This window comes from Rhodococcus sp. ACPA1 (assembly GCF_002300195.1).
In the GTDB taxonomy this organism is placed as follows: domain Bacteria; phylum Actinomycetota; class Actinomycetes; order Mycobacteriales; family Mycobacteriaceae; genus Rhodococcus_F; species Rhodococcus_F opacus.
This window is the reverse complement of the sequence record NZ_NSDX01000014.1, coordinates 1-14,739: the sequence shown is the minus strand read 5'-3', so window position 1 is coordinate 14,739 and position 14,739 is coordinate 1. Positions and strand designations below refer to the sequence as shown.

The following is a 14,739-nucleotide window of genomic DNA, read 5'->3' as shown; positions in this document are numbered from 1 at the left end:
TCCGCGGGGGGCACGCCGCGTTCCATGATCTGGACGGGTGTCGTGTGCCGGCACGACGGAACGGTGATCGCGACCGATCGTGAGATCCGGGTGTACTGCAACCAGGTCGAAGGCCAACGAGCAGTCGAGCGGGGGTCGGCGGCATGATCAGTCTTTCCGACCGCGTCCTGCTCATGGCGACCGGCGAGATCGAGTGCCCCGGCACCGAGGGGCCCGCTTCCCTGCGGTGGAACTGGCTCGCTGACATGTACTCCCACCCGGTGTGGGGTCTGGTCACCATTCCCGGCTTCTCCGTATCCGTGGGATGCGAGATCGCTATGTTGTGCCGCGATATGCCGACCGGCACGGTCAACTCCCTTGCTACCCGTTGGGATGCGGTGCACCGGCTCGGGGTGATCGGCGCCAGCCGCGCTCAGTCGGCGGCGCTCTACGCCTGGTCCGCGGTCGCCGATACCACCGTCGATGCTCATGACTACCTGAGTGGCCATCAGTTCAGTGGTGCGGAAGCTGTCGCTGCCGCGTTCTGGGCGCACCTCGCCGCCAAACCGGGCTCTGTTGCCGAGGCGTGCGTCGCCGCGGCCATCGAGGCATGGGATTTACGACTGCACCGTCCCTCGACGAGAGGGGCAGTCGCATGAGGGGTCTTACCGCCACCGACCGTCACGGGCGAACGTGGGACATCATCGCGATAGAGAGCGTCATCTGCGCACTCCTCGTCACCGACACCAGGACGCCGACCGTTATGTCCGCTCCGGATCTCATCGACACGCACGGCCCAATCCGCCTCGCACCGGACAGGTGTCGTCTCAGCCCGGGAGCACGCGACGCGCTCGTAGATGTCGTCGACCTCGTCGCATCGGAGCCCGAAACAGCCACGATTGAGCAGATCCGTGAGGTCGCCGTCGCGGCGCACCTGTTGCTCGGTGTGAAGCCGGCACCGCGGTCGGCGTAACCGGTACGGCTGCGGCCAAAACCACCCTTCCCGGTCCCCTTCAGCGGACACGCGCGAACCTCCACAGTTCGCGGTGACCGCGCTAGTGGATCGGCACCCACCCACGCCCATAGCGAGGCGATGCCCCTGACCGCGTAACCATCGCGCTACCCGATAACCCAAATTCCATAGCAGACCCTCAGAAACACGAAAACCCCCTTGGTGGGGGTGGTTTCAGATTCACGAACCGCTCCGCGGCATGTTGTTGAGGAGGACTTGCCGGTCCTCCTCAACCAAGGGGGTGAAGGCCTTGCCGAGCCGTCACATTCTCTGAGGGTGAGTGTCGGAAGTTACCCGCTTCCGACGCTCGTACTGCATTCCCCGAAGGGACTTACCTGTGACAGGTACGTCTGATACTAACGCATGCGCTGAATCAGCACCTACACAACCTGTTTCGCCCACCAACATCCGGTCATCCGTCCACGGCGGTACGCACATTCCGCAGTCGGCAGAAGTCGACACCTGGGAAGCCTCCGTCCACGCCGCCACCCACGCCATCAACAAACTGCACGAATACAACCGCGACACCGGGCAACGCGGCCGATCCTTCACCCTCCCCACCACACCCGGACGCGAAGCCACCATCCCCGTATGGTCCGGCCGCACCGAATGGCTACGCCAACTCCGCCACCACATCACCCACACCACCACCGGCCAAGCCGCACTCACCGCCCACAGCATCGGCATCGAACGCCTGATGGCCGTCGCCACAGCCCACGCCCGATTCGCGGATTCCACCACCGGCCGCGGTGTCACCGCATCCCGGCAACTCATCGCACACCACGCCGGAGTCTCACTCTCCGTCGTCAACCGCGCCCGCCGCGTTCTCAAAACCCTGAGCATGGGCGTCGAACTCGAACGTGGCCGAACCCTCCGCACCCACGAATACCTGGCAGCCGAACTCCACCACGGCGGCCAACAACACCAAGCCGCATCCGTCTGGGCACTCAGCTCCCCGAAACACATCGTCGACGCCACTCCCCCACCCCCACAACGCCCACCGCGTCCGTGCCGCACCCGCGCCACCCGACGTCTCGCACGCCACCGCACCCGGCCCCAACAACCCACCACCGCGGCCAGCACACCCCGTCCCCAGGCCACCGGCGCTGACACCCTATCCCCCGGTACTTACGTTCCTTCACATACTCTTTCGTTACGAAGTACTCACCAACGCGCACACGCGCGGCCCACCACACCCACCCCACAACCCCGACCACTCCACCTCCAACGAGCCGCCGCCACCCTCATCGCCCGCTCCCCCGTTCTCACCCGCGGCCATATCGGCAACATCTGCGACACCATCCAGGCCGCCGGCATCGACACCACCCGCTGGACCGGCCACGACATCGCACAGACCCTCGACCGCGACACCCGAGAACGTGGCTGGACCTGGCCCACAGCAGACCGGATCAGCTCACCGGTCGCCCTCCTTCACTGGCGACTGACCCACATCGACTGGACCGGCCCCTCACCCAGCCAGCACCGCGCCGCGGCCGACGCCCGGCGCCGCCGCGAACAACAAGCCCACCGCACCGCAATCCACCGTCGCAACGCCATGCAAGCAACCCCGGAGCAGCGGGAAGCCGCCCTCGCACAGATCCGCCGGACCCTGCGTCACACCGCACATCGCCGAGTTGATGTCCGATGAGCCGTCCAGCGGGACGTTCACCAGTCTCGCGGGTAGTCCTCCACCATCATCGAGCCGCCGCACCTCGGGTCACGGACCGACTGCTACTGCCGTGGGACTACACCGGAGGCGATCCGGGCAACATCTCGATCGCAGTTGCGGCAGTGGACCGCTGCCGCAGTGGTGCGAGTTCTCAGAAGCTGGACGAGTCTCACGGCGTCCGCCCACCATTGGAGTACGTCGGCTGGGTGCGGCGGCGCAGTGTGGATACGGTGTCAGCCATGACCGACTGGGTACAGCAAGCGCAAACCCTCACCGACCAGGTGCTGCGACCCGCCGCGGCGGAGGTCGACACGTCGGGGAAGATCCCGCCCTCGCACTTCGCCGCACTACGCGACCGGGGCTTCTACGGCCTCGCCTTCGCCACCAAAGATCCCGTCCACACCCTCGCCGACGTCGGCGAAATCTTCATCAGCGGCTGCCTGGCGACCGCATTCGTCTGGGCACAACACCACGGCACCCTCCTCCGAATGATGATGTCGAGGAACAACACCCTCAAAGCCCGCTATCTCGCCGACCTGCGCAGCGGCGCCGTCACCGCCGGGGTCTCCGGCAGCGGCTGCGCGAACCCGGACAACCCCGTCATCGTCGCGACCGAAACAGACGATGGATACACCATTACCGGGCAGGCACCGTTCGTGACCGGATGGGGCCTCGTCGACACTATTGGCGTCACCGCATTCGACACCCGAGCCCAGAAAACCGTCACCTTCCTCATGGACGCAACCGACGGTCGAGGTGTCCACGCGAAACGAATCTGCCTGTCCGCGGCCGACGCCTCCAACACCGTCGAACTGACCTTCAACGGATACGAAGTCCCCCACACCTCGGTCATCCACGTCCGAAAGGCTCGTCGCGGCGGACGCAGCATCGCGGACCGCGCCATTCTCCGGATCAACGGCTCCCTCGCCCTCGGCGTGGCACGAGCGTGCCTGACCGAAGCCGACCGCATCGGACACCCCTGCCCGCAACTGCGGGAAACACACACCACGATCCGCACAGCACTCAACAACGCGGCCATAGGCGACGGAGACATCTACAACGCCCGCGCCCAGGCCAGCCAATTCGCCGTCACCGCCGCCACCTACGTCGCCACCGCCGCGGGGAGCCGATCGGTCACACGCGGTGAGCCCACCGAGCGGTTGGTCCGGGAAGCCGCCTTCAGTGCCGTCTGCACCACCACCCCGGAAATCAAGTCCCGCATCCTGACCGCTCGCCACCCCTAGTGGAACCGCCGGACCGAGACGCATGACGGCGATCCCAGACCCCGACTTCCCGCACCCTCAGTTCCATCGCAATCCTCCCCGTCTCACTCCACCGGAACCGGCGATCAGGCGGACCGACCCGCCCCTCTGATCAGTCAGCAGAACAGCGCCCGAACCAGAAGAATCGTCCGCCAGGTCGCCGCCCACCGTGATGCACGGTGCATCACCCAACCCCCGCCGTGAGTCCCACCTACCCCGGGGCGACCACTTCGCGGTAAGGCGACTTGGCGCATCTCGGCCAGTTACCCTTGCGCCCTCGAACCACGCGTGGAGCACCGCGCTCAGGGATGGTTCGAGAGCGGCTCAGCTACGCGACTCGCAGCGGAGGCAGGAGTCAGCAAACCCGGCGGGTCGTATCCCGGAATGCCAAGTCTCGACCCGACGGGATACGGCCGCACCCTCCACGTTAAACCGCCTCCGGACTGACCTCAATGTCCAGTTGGGGGCGGCTTTTTGTCGTCTAGGGGACCTTCACCGCACCCGGCGGCGCGGTCTCGAGGGAGGACCGACGATCGTCGGCGGATTCGGGCGGACCCCGACAACAGGAACCCGACAGCGCCTGTAGCTAACAGCTACACTTGTAGCAAGTAGCTACACCACCTGAGAGTGAAGCGATGCACAGCACTGGCGACAAGGTCACCCGCCTGGCAGCCGACCTGGTGGCCAGCGCCATGGCCGAGGGAGAACGGCAACACCGCACCGGACGCCAACAACTCGAACACTGGGCCCGGGTGGGACGTGCGGTCTCGAGCCGACAGACCGCGGCCCGCCGCCGAGTAGAAGACGCCCTCGCCGGCCGGTTGCCGCTCGGCGAACTCGGACCCGAAGAAGCCACAGTGTTCAACGCCGAGATCAACGCGGCGATCGAGGAACAACTGGCCACCACCGACTACGGCTCTACGCTCGCCGCCCAGGGAATCACCACCGTCGCGCTGTCCGAGGACGGTCAGATCATCGAGTACCGTCCCGACGGCACGCGCACAATCCTGCCCGAGTGAAACGACTCGACCTGGTGGCCGGCTGCAACGGCGCCGGCAAGTCCACCTTCGTGGCCTTCACCCTCGCCCCCCTGCTGCCAGCCAGCCCGCTCGTCAATGCCGACGAAATCGCCACACAACGATGGCCGGCAGATCCGGCCATCCACTCCTATGAGGCGGCGGAGATCGCCGCGAAGACCCGAGCACACCTGCTGACCCTGGGGAAATCGTTCATCGCCGCGACGGTGTTCTCCCAAGCGTCGAAACTGGAGCTGATCGACCAAGCGCGCACACACGACTACACCGTCGTCTTGCATGTGCTAATGATTCCCGAGGAACTAGCGGTCCAGCGTGTGCGCTGCCGGGTGCAAGCCGGCGGACACGACGTGCCCGAAGACAAGATCCGCCAGCGATACCAAAGAATATGGGGCCTCGTCGCTCAGGCGTTCCCACGTTTCGATCACGCGAGCGTGTACGACAACAGCTCGAGCACCGGCCCGCGCATCGTCGCCCAGTTCACCGACGGACACCTCGTCGGCGAAGCCACCTGGCCCGCCTGGACACCCACAGAACTGACATCGCACACCAGCCGGGGCGAGCACCCATAGGCGCAGCAATAGCCCGGCGGATCCGAACACCCAGAACACGACAAACCAACAGACACGGCCACCGACCACGACGCACCGAAAGTCACCGACTCCGACGAGACGGACACCTCCCTCCAACAGCTCACCACCAGCCGGGGTGGTCGCGGTGATCGAACATTGTGAGGCACGCGAGTTCGTCCACGAGGTGTTCGACCACCATCGCGACGTCCAACGCAATTTCACCGCCGATGCATTCCTCGCCGCCTACCTGCTCACACCGATGCTCGGCCTACCGATGCACCAGACAAAAGTCGCGACGGTGGTGCGGGGATGGACCGATCGGCAACGCGCGGCACTTGAGCTGCCGGACGGTGTGCCCATCAGTTACAAGGCATCAACGATGCGTTACGGCGACTGATGAACGCGTGCCGATCATCTCGGTATCCCGAGTGGGACGAGCATCGCTTCGTGCAGGCCCTGCTCGATGCCTCCCTGTGGGGTCACCCGTCGACCGGGGCCGTGGCTCTGGATTCGACCGACCTCTCGACGTGGGGGCGGGTGCGCCACCGCAAACCGCTCGTCGACGCCGACCCCGACTCGCCGCCGCCGCCGCCGGATCATCCGCTCGCGCCGCCGGATCCGAACCATCCGCATGCCCGCAGGAGCGGGCACCACCTCCCGGACGCCCCGACCGGGCCGGATGGTCGCTACATCTACACGGCCGACATGGACGCGCGGATGGGCTGGCGCAGCAGTGAGTTCGAGGAAACGATCTTCTTCTGCGGTTATGACCTGCACGTGATCACCGATGTGCCATCCGTGCCCGGCCGTGTCCCGGTGGTACACGTGGCCCGGGCGATGAACCTCTCACCGGCCGGGTCGCACAAGGGCATCGGTGGCCTGCCCGCCGTTCACGCGCTCGGTGACACCATCGGCAAGCCGCGGCAGCTCATCGCCGACCGCGCCTACAACTACGTCACCAACGACACGTTCGCGTTGCCGGTCTGGCAGCTCGGCTACACCACCATCTACGACCTGCACCCCAAACAGCGCGGCATACACCCCGGACCCGACGGTAGCGACACCCTCTGGATCGACGGCACCCTCTACCCGACGAGTCTTCCTGCGGGGCTGCACGACATCGAGCCGATCGACACCAAGATGGACGCCGGCGTGCGCGGGCGGCTCGACCGCCGGCACCAGGCCCGCCAGGCCTACGCCTTCGTCCCACACGGCGCCCGCCAACCCGACGGATCCCGGCGTTACCGCGGGCCCGCCGTTCCTCCGGCCCGGGTTCGCTGCCCGAACAATCCCGTCTCGATGCGCGCACCGCACAGCGTCCCGACCACCTCCTGCACATCGGGAACACCGTGCGGGTGCGGGCGCACGATCACCCTGTCCGACGCCGATTACCCGGACCTGCGGATGCCGTTCCAGCAGTAGCGTGAACAGCACACGGGGGCTGACCGAGGAGAGGCGAAATGGTCGACACAGGCACCGGACCCGACACGGCAGCGCGCACCCTCATCACCGAATTGCGGTCACTCCTGGGCGCGAAACTCGTTTCATACCTGGCCGAAGCGCCCGACACCGCCACCGTCCACGGATGGGTGGACGGCACCACCCCACTGCCTGACCACGCCATCCTCGACCGACTCCAGGTCGCCCTCGACGCCGCACGACGAATCGGCGCGCGCGACACCCCCGCCGTCATCCAAACCTGGTTCCAAGGACGAAACCCCGCACTCGACAACCGACCACCCGCACAGCTACTCCGCGAAGCGAACCTCGACACCGTGCGCGACACCATGCTCGCTGCCGCAACCGAATTCGCCACGCACGGCTCCTGACCGCACATCATGCAACCAGAATGGAGCGGCCGCAATCCAGCAACCAGCTCTCTCGGTAGTTGCTCTTTGAGACGCATCGGCAGATCGTAGCTATCTTGAAAGTCGAGATAGGTGGTCAGCAGCACATAAGCGGTGCGCGAAGACTACTCACCATGAGTATTGTCCTTCGTGTCATTTCAGGAAGCAGTGGTTGCCGCCCTGAACCCCACATGGGTCGGAGACAATCGTGTTCGGCCGCTTGATCCCATAGTGCGCTGAAGGCCCGAACGTCGCACGACCACTGTCGATTCCGTCAGGAGGTGCACTGTTCCGATCGAGGGTTCATAAACGACCGTTTTAGGAACACGCTTTCAATATCAAACGGCGACTGCACCGCTAGCTGGCACGTGCGACCGTGTGCAGTCGGCTTTTGGTGATGGCGTTCAGGAGTGGACTACACGGCCAGCACAAGTACCCACGAAACCTTCCATGGCTCGATGGAGGCGGGTCCGATGTCCGGCTGACCCGTGCCTCCCCGTCACGCTGAGCGTAAATTAGGACGATTGTCTCTCTTCGACAACCCAGGCAGCGACCTGTGCTCTTGAGGTGAATCCGAGTTTGGTGAGGATGTGTTCGACATGTCCCTGAGCGGTGCGCTGCGAGATGACGAGGCGGGCGGCGATCGCCTTGTTGGTCAGACCCTCGGCGATCAGTTCGGCGACCTGTTTTTCGCGTTTCGTCAGGGTGGTGGAATCTGGAGGACTCGTCTTCGGGGTCTGCTCGCGGAGTGCGTAGGAGACAGCGGACGTGAGATCCATTGCCCTGCCGTGTTGCCAGGGTTGCTCGAAGGCGCGTTCGGTGAGCATCCGGCGGGCGGACCGCTCGCATTCTTCGTGATAAACGAACAGGTCGGGAACGATTACGGACGGGCTCCCGGCAGCGCGGCCGAGCGTCTCCGCGGCCCCCATCAGTGTGCTGGCGCGTTCAGGGTCACTGGTTCCGGCGATCCAGGCGAGTACTTCGACGCAGTTCGCGCAACTGACCGGGTCGTCGACGAGTCGAGCGAGCCGCACTCCTTCTTCGAGTAGGTCGGTTGCGCGGCGCTGATCACCCAGTCGCCATTGTGCGACGGCCATGGCCCACAGTGCGTAGGCCCGATAGACGGATTCACCTTGAGCTTCCGTGATCGCGAGAACTTTCTCGTAGCATTCGACTGCCCGGTGGGGTTGGGTGTCGGCCAGTTGATACGTCAATCCCAGCAGCGTCAGGGACTCGATCCGCAGTGCGAGTTCGTTCTCGGCGTGTCGCAACACAGGCTGTGCCCGCTCCAGACGTGACGCCGCGCGTGTGAGATCGCCGGTGAACAATCCGACGATGCCGTCCGCGTGGTCGACGATCGCGTGCGCTATCGGGTCGGTCATCTGATCGGCGAGGATCCGCGCCCGCTCGACAAGGGCAGCACCTCGCTGGTGGTCCTGCTGCTGTTCGGACATCAGGCAGTCGGCGTACAGCGCCCGGATGTAGGTGATGGTCGGGCGTTCTTTCTGGAGTGACAGGAATTGGTCAAGCCAGCGCCTCGCCTCGCTGAGCTGGCCTCGCGACCCCCAGAGCTGCAACAAGGGTGTGGCCATCTGCAAACCGGCGTCGGCATCGCTTTCGGCGAGGCAGAAATCCATCGCGTCCCGCAGATTGGGCTGCTCACTGCTGAGTCGCTCCATCCACTCGAGCTGCCTGGGACCGATGAACTCGTCCTCGGCGGTGCGAGCCAGCTGGCGGTACCAATCCCGGTGCCGCCGGCGCAAGTCGTGGTAGTCGTCGATTTCCTGGGCCTTTTCTCGTCCGTAGGCGCGGAGGGTCTCGAGCAGCCTGAAGCGGACCGCGGTGCCGTGCTCTTCGCGGATGAGGATCGACTTGTCGACGAGGGATGCCACCGAGTCCAGCAGGTCGCCGGTATTGTCCCCGCACACGTGTTCTGCGGCATCGAGTTCGAAGCTGCCGGTGAATACCGACAGCCGTTGCCACGTGGATTGTTCGAGCGGGGTGCACAGGTCGTAGCTCCAGTCGACGCACAACCGAAGCGTCTGCTGGCGCGACGGCGCGCCTCGGCTCCCGCGAGTCAACAACGCATAGCGGTCGGAAAGCCGTTGCAGAATCTGTTCGGGCGACATCGCAGGCAACCGCGCTGCCGCCAGTTCGATCGGCAGGGGCAACCCGTCCAGCCGGTGACAAATCCGCGCTACAGCGGACTTGTTGGCATCGGTCAACGCGAAGGTCGAGACCGCGGTGGTGGCGCGTTCGGTGAACAGCGACACCGCGTCGTAGCGGGGCAGACCCTGCAGGGACGGCTCGCGGTCGGGGTCGGGGACGGTGAGTGGGGGAACGCGCAGTGCTGCCTCGCCGGCAATTGCAAGGGGTTCGCGGCTTGTCGCGAGGATGCGCAGATTCGGGTTCTGCTGAAGCAGAACCGTCGCGAGGTCGGCAACCGCGTCGATCACTTGCTCGCAGTTGTCCAAGATCAGCAACAGTTCTCGCGAAGACAGGAAGTCCAGCAGAATCTCGCGTAGCGACCGGTCAGTTTGGTCCCGCACACCGAGGGTTGCGGCCACCACGTCGATCAAGCGGGACGGGGTATCGACCTCGTCGAGCTCGACGAACCATGTGCCGTCGGCGAACTCGCGGCGGATGCTCGATGCAAGTCGAAGTGCGAGGCGTGTTTTCCCGACTCCGCCGATTCCGGCCAATGTCAGCAGGCGCGACGACGTCAGTAGATTCTTCGCTTCGGCGAGTTCGTGCCTGCGACCGACGAAGCTGGACAACTCCAGGGGGAGATTCCCCCTCTCGTGGCGGGAAGGGTTCAGGTGAATCCTCTCCTGCGGTGCTGGTTCTGTACCCGGGGCGGGTCGCACGTGGAGCGCCATGTCGTCTGCAGATATCCCGCGGCGACGTCGGATCTCGCGCAGGTTCTCGCCCAACGCTAGGGCTGAGGGTTGCCGGTCCTCGGGGCGACGGGCCATTGCCTGCTCGATCACGGTAGCGACATCGTCGGCGAGGCCGTGATCCCGAAGATCCGGTGCCGGTTCCTTTGTGATGCGGATGAATTGGGCGACCAACTGTTCGCCGCTGCGGCGCTCGAATGCGGCGTGGCCGGTGACTGCGCAGAACAGGGTGGCTCCGAGTCCGTATATGTCCGAGGCGGGGCTTGGGGCGGCGCCGCCGAGGACCTCGGGCGCAGTGAACGCGGGTGAACCGGTGACGATGCCGGTAGCGGTCTCGAACCCGCCGGATATATGCGCGATCCCGAAGTCCGTGAGTGCCGGCTCGCCATAGTCGGTGAGGAGAATGTTCGCCGGCTTGATGTCGCGGTGGACGATGCCCTCGCCGTGGGCAACCTCTAACGCACCTGCCAGTTTCACCCCTAACTGCAGTACGTCGTCCACACCTAACGGGCCGTGCCGTCGGATACGTTCGTCCAGGGAGCCCTGCGGGTGGTACGGCATCACGATGAATGGTTGTCCGCTGTCGGTGACCCCGACCTGGAGGACGTTGACGATGTTGGGGTGGCCGGTCAGGCGGCCCATCGCCCTCTGTTCGCGAAAGAAGCGCTCCCGGTTCTCCTCCGCGAGATCGTTGGTGAGCACCTTGACGGCGACGGTCCGGTCGAGTGCGGGTTGTGTGCACCGGTACACGACACCGAAGCCTCCACGCCCGATCTCCCGGGCGTCGTCGAATCCGTCGGCTGCCAGTTCCGACGCGACTGACGGGGTCACATCGCGATGGGTCTCGAACGGATCGATATCGGGCATCGTCCGGATCGATTCATCCGGTCCGCGATATGTTCGATGAAATCTGCACGTTCAGCCTCTCGACGACGTGTTTCCAGGATATCGCTGACGGTAGCCTGAACGATGCGGGCTACGGTAGCCTCGAACCGCGTCACGACACCGACAGACTCGATGCTGCACGAACACGTGTGGCAGCGCAGATGCTGCGTTCACGCTGGCGGCGGCGCCCTTATACCGTCGAGCGTGGCGCTCTGGGGCGCTCGGTGTGGATCTCGTCGTCGGCGACAAATTGGTCGAGCAAGCCGAGGCGCACGGCCTCGGTGGCCTCGTCGATCTGGGTGAAATCCATCGACATGCCTGCGGCCGGCGTGGAGATGGGCAGCTGCAGGACACCGTCGATGAGGGTGGCGGTAGTGGTCGGTTCGATGTGTGCCTTGTCGGAGGGCCTACCTCCCGGCAGTTTCGGCGGCGCGTAGGTCCTTGCGGAGGATCTTGCCCGCGGCGGACTTCGGCACCAGGTCGATGAACTCGACCTTGCGGACCTTCTTGTGCGGCGACACCCGCTCGGCGACGAACGCGATGACCGCAGCCTCGTCCAATTCGGCACCGGGCTGGCGGACGACGAACGCCTTCGGCACCTCCTCCCCCTCGTCGTCGAGAACCCCGATGACGGCGGCGTCGGCGATCTGCGGGTGCGTCAACAACAACGCCTCCAGCTCGGCGGGCGGCACCTGATACCCCTTGTACTTGATCAGCTCCTTCATCCGGTCCACGATCGTCACGACGCCCTCGGAGTCGACGGTCGCGATGTCGCCGGTGTGCAGGTACCCGTCCCCGTCCAGGGTCTCCGCGGTGGCCTCGTCGTTGCCGAGGTACCCGGCCATGATGTTCGGGCCCTTGCACCACAACTCACCCGGCTCACTGACCCCGTCGGTCGGGTAGGCAACCTCCTCCCCGGTGCCCGGGTCGACCAGCTTGCATTCCATGTTCGCGATCGACGGACCCACCGAATCCAGGGCGATGTCGTCACGGTCGAACGGAATCGCATGCGAGACCGGACTCATCTCCGACATCCCGTAGCCCTGCCGCACCCGGCACCCCAGCCGGTTCGCGACCGCCTTGCCCAGCTCCTGATCCAGCGGGGCGGCACCGGAGAAGATCGAATGCACACTCGACAGGTCGTACTCGTCGACCAGCGGATGCTTGGCCAACGCCACCGCGACCGGCGGGGCGATGAACACATACGTGCACTTCTGGCCGGAGACGATCTTCAGGAATTCGACCAGGTCGAACTTCGGCATCGTCACCAAGCTCGCCCGGTTGTACAGGGCCGCGTTCAGCAGCACCGTCATCCCGTAGATGTGGAAGAACGGCAGCACCGCCAGGAGCTTGTCGTCGGCGCCGATGCCCATCCGCGGGTTGATCTGACACACATTCGCCACCAGGTTGCGGTGCGTGAGCATCACCCCCTTGGGCCGGCCGGTGGTCCCGGACGAATACGGCAGCACCGCCAGCTGGGTCGCCGGATCGAACGACACCTCCGGGGCGGAGGCGCGCTCGGCCAGCAGATCTTTCAGCGACGGGTGCCCGTCGGCGCCGTCGAGGACGATCACGTTCGCTACCGGAATCCCGACCTTCGCGGCCGCGGCCTTGGCCTGCGGCAGCAGCGGGGAGACGGTGAACAGGAACTTCGCCTTCGAGTCGGTGAGCTGCTTGGCGATGTCCTCGGCGGTGTAGAGGGCGTTGATGGTGGTCGCGACGCCACCGGCCCGCAGGATCCCGTGGAACACCGACGCGAACGCGGGAACGTTCGGCGAATGCAGACCCACCACCTCGCCGACCGCGAGACCGCGCGCGGCCAACGCCCCGGCCACCCCGTTGATCTGGGCGACCAGCGACTGGTACGTGGTGACCGCGCCGGAGGCACCGTCGATCAGCGCGGGCCGGTCCCCATCGGCCGTGTCAACCTGGCCGAAAAGGAAATCGTAGACACTGAGGTTCGGAATCTCGACGTCCGGAAACGGGCTCTTGAAGCTCACTGGGGCCTCTCCCTCGAAGTGTTGCAGCAGTGGTGAATTGGTCTCGTAGCCCGGTGGTCGGGCGCCGGTGGCGAGTCCGCCGCTCGCGCGATGATCGGGACGGACTGCGCCCGGGCCGCGGCGGGGATCAGCACGAGCCCGGGACGTCGTCCTCGCCGGGGTGTCCGGCGCACTCGAAGCCGTCGATGCCGATCGCGTCGACCCCGAGTTGTTCGGCTGAGGGCGTGCCCGGACCACGCGGCAACTACCCCGCGCCTCCGGCAAGCTGGCGAAGCGACTGCTCAAACTCTGATTGCCGAGTCCTTCTCTCTCGCGGCCTGGCTCAGGCTCGCCAGTACGGCCTTCGCCGCTCGCTCGCCCGACGTCGCTGCGTCGGCGAGCGACGGCAGATCGAGCTGGTAGTCGCCGGCGAGGTAGGTGGTGCCGAGCGGATCACGCAACGTCGGAAGCGAGTTCCTCCGCCCGGGCGCCCAGAAGGGCACGACCCGACGATGCCGTCGCACGATGCCCTCGCCCAGCTTCCCTTCCAGCTCGGGGAACACTGCGAGCAGGTCCTGCTGGTACCGCGACACGATCTCCTCGTCGGGGAGATCGAACAACGCGTCGGCGTGAGCGCCGCCGGCGAAACAGGCCAGCGCTCCACCCGGCTTACGGTCGTCGCCGTTCCGCATCGCCGCGGCGTGGTTGAACATCGCCTGGAACGACAGTTGCGGCGTCGAGACAGCGAAGTAGTCGTCCCAGCGCTGCGGCCCGACTTCGTCGGTGAAGAATCCGACGATCACGTACCGGCCGTAGGTGATGTCGTTGAAAGCATTCCGGTGCTGCTGCGGGAGGTCCGGGATGATTCGCTCGGCGACATCGGCGGGTGCGGTCACGATCGCGCGCTTTGCCCGCAGCCGCACCGGTCGGTCGCCGTCGTGATAGTCGACGACCACGCCGTCACCGTCCTGCCGCACCGAGCGCACCACCGAGTTCAGCCGGATCCGGCCACCGAGATCTTCGGTCAGCACGTCGGTCAACGTCTGATTGCCACCCACCGGCAGCGAGAAGTTCGGGATCTTCTCCGGGTCGGCCAGCGCGAGGCCCACCGACGTGACGAACTGGGTGGCGGCCGTCTCCTCCACCTCGCATCCCATCCACTGCGCCGACCACGACCGCACGACGGCGGCGGCCAACTCCGACCGGACACCCTTCAGCAGGTATGACGCCAGCTTGGTGTCGAGCTTGGCGCGAACCCGTTGCGCGATACGGCTCTGCGACTCCAGGAACGGCATGACCGAGAGGATGCGTGCACCGACGATGGCCATGCCGATACGGTCCATCATGGTCATCCGCGTGCGGAACATGAGCGCGACGGGGTTCGAGGTGTCGACCACCTCGCCGTTCAAGTACAGCGCGACGCTCTTGCCTGCGAGCGAGCCCATCTCGATGCCGTGCCGGTCGAGGGCATCGATCAGCGTGCCGGTGCCCTCGGTGAACTGGGTGCCGACGTTGATCCAGTAGTCGCCCCGACGGACGGTCTCGACTCGTCCGCCCGTGCGATCGGTGGATTCGAGCACCACCACGTCGGTCTCCGGCGCCA

At 65.7% G+C, this 14,739-nt stretch carries 12 protein-coding genes and 1 pseudogene; 9 read left to right on the top strand and 4 right to left on the bottom strand.

Annotated features, from left to right (window positions below; all coding sequences use genetic code 11):
• Positions 1-143 precede the first annotated feature (143 nt).
• The 9 genes from CJ177_RS42935 to CJ177_RS42900 all read left to right on the top strand — a co-directional run bounded on the left by CJ177_RS42935 (position 144) and on the right by CJ177_RS42900 (position 7,357).
• On the top strand, positions 144-638 hold the full coding sequence (locus CJ177_RS42935) for a hypothetical protein (RefSeq protein ID WP_095870729.1): 495 nt from the start codon (positions 144-146) through the stop codon (positions 636-638).
• Positions 635-952 carry a hypothetical protein gene (locus tag CJ177_RS42930; RefSeq protein ID WP_095870728.1) on the top strand — a complete coding sequence of 106 codons (318 nt, stop codon included), beginning with the start codon at positions 635-637 and terminating at the stop codon, positions 950-952. The genes CJ177_RS42935 and CJ177_RS42930 overlap by 4 nt, the downstream gene beginning before the upstream one ends.
• Positions 953-1,328: 376 nt before the next feature.
• A complete protein-coding gene (locus CJ177_RS42925) occupies positions 1,329-2,639 on the top strand; it encodes a Rep protein (protein WP_095870727.1) in 1,311 nt (436 codons plus the stop codon).
• A 260-nt stretch (positions 2,640-2,899) separates the two neighbouring features.
• On the top strand, positions 2,900-3,904 hold the full coding sequence (locus tag CJ177_RS42920; RefSeq protein WP_095870726.1) for an acyl-CoA dehydrogenase family protein: 1,005 nt from the start codon (positions 2,900-2,902) through the stop codon (positions 3,902-3,904).
• 653 nt (positions 3,905-4,557) lie between these two features.
• Positions 4,558-4,941 carry a hypothetical protein gene (locus tag CJ177_RS42915; RefSeq protein WP_095870725.1) on the top strand — a complete coding sequence of 128 codons (384 nt, stop codon included), beginning with the start codon at positions 4,558-4,560 and terminating at the stop codon, positions 4,939-4,941.
• Positions 4,938-5,528 (top strand): AAA family ATPase, encoded by a 591-nt coding sequence (locus CJ177_RS42910; RefSeq protein ID WP_095870724.1) that lies wholly within the window; start codon positions 4,938-4,940, stop codon positions 5,526-5,528. Before CJ177_RS42915 ends, CJ177_RS42910 begins: the two co-directional genes overlap by 4 nt.
• A gap of 136 nt (positions 5,529-5,664) precedes the next feature.
• Complete coding sequence (locus CJ177_RS48930; RefSeq protein ID WP_257014987.1) at positions 5,665-5,925, top strand: hypothetical protein; 261 nt, start codon at positions 5,665-5,667, stop codon at positions 5,923-5,925.
• 50 nt (positions 5,926-5,975) lie between these two features.
• A complete protein-coding gene (locus CJ177_RS42905; protein ID WP_257014986.1) occupies positions 5,976-6,950 on the top strand; it encodes a hypothetical protein in 975 nt (324 codons plus the stop codon).
• 38 nt (positions 6,951-6,988) lie between these two features.
• Positions 6,989-7,357, top strand: a complete 369-nt coding sequence (locus CJ177_RS42900; protein WP_095870723.1) for an antitoxin Xre/MbcA/ParS toxin-binding domain-containing protein — start codon at positions 6,989-6,991, stop codon at positions 7,355-7,357.
• A 533-nt stretch (positions 7,358-7,890) separates the two neighbouring features.
• On the opposite strand, the gene CJ177_RS42895 is transcribed toward CJ177_RS42900, so the two are convergent.
• The 4 genes and pseudogenes from CJ177_RS42895 to CJ177_RS42880 all read right to left on the bottom strand — a co-directional run.
• Positions 7,891-11,139, bottom strand: a complete 3,249-nt coding sequence (locus tag CJ177_RS42895; RefSeq protein ID WP_095870722.1) for a protein kinase — start codon at positions 11,137-11,139, stop codon at positions 7,891-7,893.
• A 425-nt stretch (positions 11,140-11,564) separates the two neighbouring features.
• Entirely contained in the window at positions 11,565-13,157 is a 1,593-nt protein-coding gene (locus CJ177_RS42890) for an AMP-binding protein (protein ID WP_095870721.1), read from the bottom strand.
• Between the two features lie 63 nt (positions 13,158-13,220).
• A pseudogene (locus CJ177_RS48925) lies at positions 13,221-13,374 on the bottom strand (nitronate monooxygenase); the annotation flags it as partial.
• A gap of 64 nt (positions 13,375-13,438) precedes the next feature.
• Positions 13,439-14,739 (bottom strand): NAD(P)/FAD-dependent oxidoreductase (locus CJ177_RS42880; RefSeq protein ID WP_257014985.1); only part of this gene is annotated, 1,301 nt, incomplete at its 5' end.

Excerpts from the sequence above, each read along its gene's own strand:
- CJ177_RS42895 (WP_095870722.1), bottom strand. The coding sequence starts at position 11,139 with ATGCCCGATATCGATCCGTTCGAGACCCATCGCGATGTGACCCCGTCA.
- CJ177_RS42900 (WP_095870723.1), top strand. The coding sequence starts at position 6,989 with ATGGTCGACACAGGCACCGGACCCGACACGGCAGCGCGCACCCTCATC.
- CJ177_RS42915 (WP_095870725.1), top strand. The coding sequence starts at position 4,558 with ATGCACAGCACTGGCGACAAGGTCACCCGCCTGGCAGCCGACCTGGTG.
- CJ177_RS42920 (WP_095870726.1), top strand. The coding sequence starts at position 2,900 with ATGACCGACTGGGTACAGCAAGCGCAAACCCTCACCGACCAGGTGCTG.
- CJ177_RS42935 (WP_095870729.1), top strand. The coding sequence starts at position 144 with ATGATCAGTCTTTCCGACCGCGTCCTGCTCATGGCGACCGGCGAGATC.
- CJ177_RS42930 (WP_095870728.1), top strand. The coding sequence starts at position 635 with ATGAGGGGTCTTACCGCCACCGACCGTCACGGGCGAACGTGGGACATC.